We start from the raw sequence: 5696 nt of genomic DNA on the forward strand, positions 1-5696 counted from the left end.
CGGCATGGCTTCGCTAAAGCCTGCGGCATGGCTTCGCTAAACGCACTACAAGGATGAGAGCCATTATTGACACTAAGGTTTAAATGCCGAGCATTGATTCAAAATCAGCCTTTTTTGTAAAAATTTGATGTGTACATCACTTGCCTTTATACAAGTCAACTCACCCTATTTTCAGCTAAGGCGATCATTCTCTAAAGAAACAGCGATCGCTCCTTCAGGATGCAGTCTGGGAACCCTAGGGGTGCGCTCGATTGACGATTTGGTGGTCATCCTCGATCAACCACGGTAGGGGATGTTTGAGAGGGGTGGCTGGCATCGGCGATCGCTCCTTGGGCTGCTAAGATTTAAGCAGGAGAGTTCAGTCAGGGAGAGTTCACCATGAGTTTAGTGATTTCCGATGACCTAGTAAAGGCGAGTGGCTTTTCTGAAAATGAGCTATTGTTGGAAATTGTCTTGATGTTGTTTCAGCAAGATAAAATTAGTTTGGGCAAAGCCAGTGAGTTATTGGGATTGCATCGGATGCAGTTTCAACAACTAATTTCTGAGCGAGGTATTTGCGTTCATTATGATATTGATGAGTTCCAGGAAGACCTCAAAACTTTAGAGGAAACGGAGTGTTCATGATTTTTGTCAGCAACACTTCACCTATTTCCAATTTGGCGAAGGTCGGGCAACTCAGCCTAATGCCTCAGCTTTATGGCAGAATTTTAATTCCCTGTGCGGTGCATGAGGAATTATTGATTGAGGCAACCTATCAATGGTTAAAAGAACGAAGCCCTGACTATGCTGATAAGTGGTTCTGCAATTTGATAAATACAATGGCGACCCTACAATAACAGCCCTAGCGCTGTGCTTTAGCCATAGAAAATGATATTATTCCTCATCAAACCCTAATGTTGGGTTACATTTCATTTCAGCCAACCTACGAATTAGAGTCTGATCGCCCCTTTTTCATCAATTTATCTGCCACCCACCACGCACCCCATGAACAAAAGAAACTCCCCACCAATGCTATAATAAACGGATGGGGGGGTAGTAAAAAGCGATCGCGATTAGGAAGCTGCCAAGGTTCAGTAATTAACCCGGAAGTTGAAGCAATGATCGCACCCGCCGCAATCCCCACGCCAACCGCTTGGATTTGCCGTTCTAGGCTGCGATCGCGTTCCGCTTGGTCAATTTCCACTAATCCCCGAATCGTATTAATTGCCGTATCTAACAGCCGTTCCCCTTGCTGAAGATAAACCAAATCCACTTTAATTTGTCTCTGAAACATACCAAAAATGTGATTTGCATTATCCCGCCAACCCGTTAAATCACTTTGACTTTTTACCTCCATTCGCGTCAGAGTATTGAGATAATTTTGCCGATTAATCTCAATCGTATTCTGAAAATTCCCCAAGCTGCGAATTCGTTGGGAATACCCCAAAGACCAGTCTAATAGATTTTTGATTTCCCGTTTCAATAGCTTTAAATCTTTCTCTGACAAATCCGATGTCACATTCGTCGGAATGTTTGTAATGCATTTCTGAATCGTCTCTTCAATTTGTTGAATTTCATCCTGAGAGGCTCTATATTCCTTACGGCTATCCAGAAAAATTTGCCGATTTTTCTGGTAATATAAAAAAAGTTCTGGCAAATCATACTGAATATCATTCAGTTTATCTGTAGTTGCCTCGTCAAAAATCAATAAAATTAGAATTTGTCCATACCGATGCTGTCTAAAAATACTTTTATATTCATAAATATAGCCTCCTAGAAATTTCCCTGATTCGTAAAATGGCGGTGCTTCTTCCAGGGATTCAATCCCCAGAAACTGCTTTAATAGCTGATCAGCGGTAGATTTTAAATTCTCCGCCGTATCTGGACAAGTTTGGGCAATAAAACCACTCAAAAAAACTGTACTGCCCCAAAAGGCTTTGCTGCGATTTGACTGAGTTTCATCTTGACTCCCTGGGGAAATTCCGGCGAAAAAGTCCTCTGGGGGCTTCAGTTTGGATAACTCTGAGAAAGAAATCTCGTCATCTCCTGACTTTTGCGGATGATAGAGCGTCAGAGAAAAACTATAAGTATTATTGAGAAACTGAGGATAAAGAAACCCCTTATATTTTTGGGGCAAAGCTATCCGGTAAATTCCTCTGCCTTCGGGATTGAAGATTAAATCAAAATTGGCTAATCCCGAACCGAGCATATCCTGGAAATCTTCCCGAAGTTTTAAATAGATTGGCTTGCTGTTTTGGTCTAAAATATTATAAGAGTTTAACAGATATTGATAGTAATTAGTAACGAATTCAATTTCCAGAGAGCGTTCTGTAAAATTTGTCAGACGGACGGTTTTTAAGTGATAATTGAATAAGCGGATATTTGGGGCATAAATAGAATTAATAGTGTGACTGCTCATTTGGATGACTGAGATTGTTGCTGGTGTTGGCTTTGGGCATCTTTGATGGCAGAGCGCAAAGCGGTATTGGTAATGGGTTGTTCTGACTCTGGAGGCGGAGGCGGAGTCTCGTTATCTCCCAGAGGGTCTTTTTTTATAGTTTGTAAAGCTACCTTGATAGCGTCATAATCATGGTCATCCAACCAATCTAAAATCGCATCCTCAATCTCTTCATAATCTTCATCTCCGAATTGAGCCAGCTTTTGGTCGAGTTCTGCCCAGGTTTCCTGGCTACAGTCGGCAAAGATTGAGGATTGCTGGTGCAACAGTTCTAAAAATTTGGCGATCCGTTTTTTGCTGATCATGATTGGTGATGTTGGGGTGATCTTCCTGTCCGATCTAATTGTCCACTGACGGTGAAAGGTGCCCAATAGCGAGCAGAAGTAAAGGGGGATTTTTTATTGAATAGTTTAAGCTGCTTTTCACAGGTTTTCAGTTGACTATCCTCTAATTTTAGCTCGTCCCGTAACCAGGTTAAAACACCATCACGGGAAATGGTGCGTAACCAGCCTTGGGCGGCTCGTAATGCCATCATGACTGAAGTGTAGCGAGGTAACTCCTGATATAAGCGAATCATCAGTAAGGCGGCAGAAAACTCCTCGGCTTCCCAGAGACTCCCCACCACCGTCCGGGTTCCGGCGAAAAAGAAGGCACTGGCTAACCCCACATAGTCATCGGTTGGGGGAGTTTCCACTAGCCCGGTTTTGCAGGCGGACAGGATTAACAGGCGACAGTTGGGGATATCCAGACTGGTGAAGATGTTCTGAAAGGTGAGTTTTTCCCGGTTAGCGAGGCGGAGGTAGGCGTTGAGGGGTTCGGCTTCGCTAAATTCGCCGTGACAGGAGAAGTGAACGTAGCGGCTTTGCTGTAAGAAGGCTCGGTTTTGCGGTTGTTCCAGGGCGGTTTTGGTGGCTTCGTCGTGGCTGAGAACCCGTTGGGGGTTGAACAGGCGGCGCAACACTTCTACCTCGAAATCTGCATAGGTGAGGTCTTGGGTCGGGTTTTGCAGGGCAAAGAAAGAGGTGGAGGGTTCTTCTAGGGGAGGACGCTGTTGGAGGTTGTTGAGAATTTGACAACTGGGGGCATATTGCACGGGGAACCAGTCTTGCAGGGGTTTGGCTTCACTCCCAGAAGGCGAGGGGAGAGAGACGGGGAGCGCGTGGAGGGGGATGAGGTGCAGTTCCCGGTGGGGAATCAGGATGAGGTGTTGAATCTGGGATAATTCAGCCAGAATGCGGGGGAGTTGCAGGGCGGCGCTGAGGGTTTCGAGGCGTTGGGGGAGTTGGTCCTTCCAGGCGTCTTGTCCGTAGTCGCTGCGGTAGTCCAGTAGGGCTTGGTCGAGGTGTTCGCGGTCTTCGGCGCTGAAGTGGTGGGGGGTAATCTGGATTTGCTCGTCTCGGCGGGTGACGAGGAAGGCGTAAAACCCGGAGTCGGCTTCGGTGGGGAGATACCACTCGATGAGGGCGGTTTGGGGCGGCAGGAGGCGGCGCAAGTCGGGGAGTTGGGGGGGGACTTGTTGGGTGAGGGTAAAGTTGGGGTCGTCGAGTTCCGTGAGCAGGTCTTGGAATTGCTGGTTGGCGGCTTGGAGTTGTTGGCGGATCAGGGTTTCGGGTGAGGGTTGGTTGGGGTGCTTCTCGGTAGCGGGGGTGAGGGTGTCGCTGGGGGTGAAGGCGAGTTGTTGTTGGTAGATGGCGATTTGACGGCGCAGGTCGCTGATGCGTTGTTTTTGTTCGTCGGTAGCGTTTTTGGGGTAGAGGTTGGCGCTGTCGAGGAGTTCGATCAGGGTGCGGGATTTACTGCGTTCGATGGTGAGCAAGGCTTGGGTGTAGTCTTGGTGGTTGATGCAGGCTTGCACCATTTTTTGATAGATATCGAGGGAGTTGGCGATGAGTTCCCGTTTGGTGGCTTCGGAGGTTGCCCAGTAGCGGCTTTGTTCGATGGCAAGGATGGCTTGGTGGTAGCCTTCGATGGCGATTTCCCAGTCTTGGAGGTTGTAGCCGAGGTCGCCGAGACCACGTCCGCTTTGGAGACAGTCTAGGGGGAAGGCGGAGGGGGTGCGGACTTCTAGGGCGGCTCGGTAGCAGGCGATCGCAAGTTCAAGATAATCACCCCGATTACCTTGAATCAGTTTACCGTAAGCATTACCCAAGTTATTTTTGGTCATTGCCCATTGTTCTGGAAATGAGTCCCGCACGAAAACTTTTAACGCTGCTTGGTAATATAAAATAGCGCTGGCAACATTTTCATCCTGATCCCCTATTAGGCGATCAGAGTAAGCATTTCCCAGATTATTATGTGTAGTAGCCCAGTCTTCAGGAAAGTCACAATAATTCCGAATTTTTAAAGCTTCTTTGTAAATGTTAATGGCCTGTTCAATATTTTGTGACCTTTCTCCTTTTATTCGCATAGAGAAAGCATTTCCCAAATTATTTGTAGTTATTGCCCACTCTTCAGGAAAACTTTCAAATGTGTAGATTATTAAAGCAGCCTGGTAACAAGCTATCGCTTTTTCAATATTATCTTCCGCCTCTCCAAGGAGACGACCCCAGTAAACAGTCCCCATATTATTTTGGGTTCTTGCCCAATCTTGAGGAAAGTTTTCTGGAGTATAAACTTTATTTAAAGCTGCTTGGTAACAGCCAATGGCTTTCTCCAAATTTTCGGATCTTTCCCCTCGAATGCGGTCAGCGTAAGCACTCCCTAAATTTGTTTGAGTCATTGCCCATTCTTCGGGGAACGTTTCTGGCTTATAAACCTCTAATGTATTTTCATAAAATTTTATCGCAGATTCTATATTTTGAGAGCGTTGATCCTTAATTCGCTCACGAAAAACAGTACCCAAGTTGTTTTGTGTGGTTGCCCATTCGTAGGGAAAGTTAGTATAACTATGAACTTCTAATGCGGCTTTGTAACAGGTGATCGCTTGCTCAAGATTCTCAGGTCTTTGACCCTCAATACGCTGATGATAAGCATTTCCTAAGTTGTTTTGCGTGGTTGCCCATTCATAGGGAAAATCAGTATAGCTATAAACTTCTAGTGCAGCTTTGTAGCAGGCAATTGCTTTCTCAATACTTTCTAGTCGCCTCCCTGAAATACGATTGCTATAAGCTGCCCCTAGATTATTTTGAGTGGTTGCCCATTGTTCGGGAAAAGTTTCTTTTTTACGAACTTGCAAGGCAGATTGATAACAAGTAATAGCCTGTTCTAAATTTTGCCAGCGCTCTCCTCGTATTCTGTTGCTATAAGCTGCCCCTAGATT

4 protein-coding genes and 1 pseudogene are annotated in these 5696 nt (G+C 45.9%); 2 read left to right on the top strand and 3 right to left on the bottom strand.

Annotated features, from left to right (window positions below; all coding sequences use genetic code 11):
• The first annotated feature begins 378 nt into the window (after positions 1-378).
• Positions 379-624, top strand: a complete 246-nt coding sequence (locus tag ACLFWI_RS25815) for a UPF0175 family protein (RefSeq protein ID WP_446353033.1) — start codon at positions 379-381, stop codon at positions 622-624.
• A pseudogene (locus ACLFWI_RS25820) lies at positions 621-740 on the top strand (DUF3368 domain-containing protein); the annotation flags it as partial. The gene ACLFWI_RS25815 and the pseudogene ACLFWI_RS25820, both read left to right, overlap by 4 nt.
• A gap of 182 nt (positions 741-922) precedes the next feature.
• Here ACLFWI_RS25820 and ACLFWI_RS25825 read toward each other — a convergent pair.
• The 3 genes from ACLFWI_RS25825 to ACLFWI_RS25835 form a co-directional block, all read right to left on the bottom strand.
• Positions 923-2398 carry a hypothetical protein gene (locus ACLFWI_RS25825; protein WP_446415294.1) on the bottom strand — a complete coding sequence of 492 codons (1476 nt, stop codon included), beginning with the start codon at positions 2396-2398 and terminating at the stop codon, positions 923-925.
• The gene (locus tag ACLFWI_RS25830; RefSeq protein WP_446415295.1) at positions 2395-2742 is read right to left on the bottom strand and encodes a hypothetical protein; all 348 of its coding nucleotides are present in this window, start codon (positions 2740-2742) and stop codon (positions 2395-2397) included. The genes ACLFWI_RS25825 and ACLFWI_RS25830 overlap by 4 nt, the downstream gene beginning before the upstream one ends.
• On the bottom strand, positions 2739-5696 hold a 2958-nt coding region (locus ACLFWI_RS25835; RefSeq protein ID WP_446415296.1), incomplete at its 5' end, for a CHAT domain-containing protein. The genes ACLFWI_RS25830 and ACLFWI_RS25835, both read right to left, overlap by 4 nt.

This window comes from Coleofasciculus sp., from assembly GCF_046539235.1.
GTDB lineage: Bacteria > Cyanobacteriota > Cyanobacteriia > Cyanobacteriales > Coleofasciculaceae > Coleofasciculus.

Bases quoted from the DNA above. Each gene is read 5' to 3' on its own strand.
- ACLFWI_RS25815 (WP_446353033.1), top strand. From the start codon at position 379: ATGAGTTTAGTGATTTCCGATGACCTAGTAAAGGCGAGTGGCTTTTCT.
- ACLFWI_RS25825 (WP_446415294.1), bottom strand. From the start codon at position 2,398: ATGAGCAGTCACACTATTAATTCTATTTATGCCCCAAATATCCGCTTA.
- ACLFWI_RS25830 (WP_446415295.1), bottom strand. From the start codon at position 2,742: ATGATCAGCAAAAAACGGATCGCCAAATTTTTAGAACTGTTGCACCAG.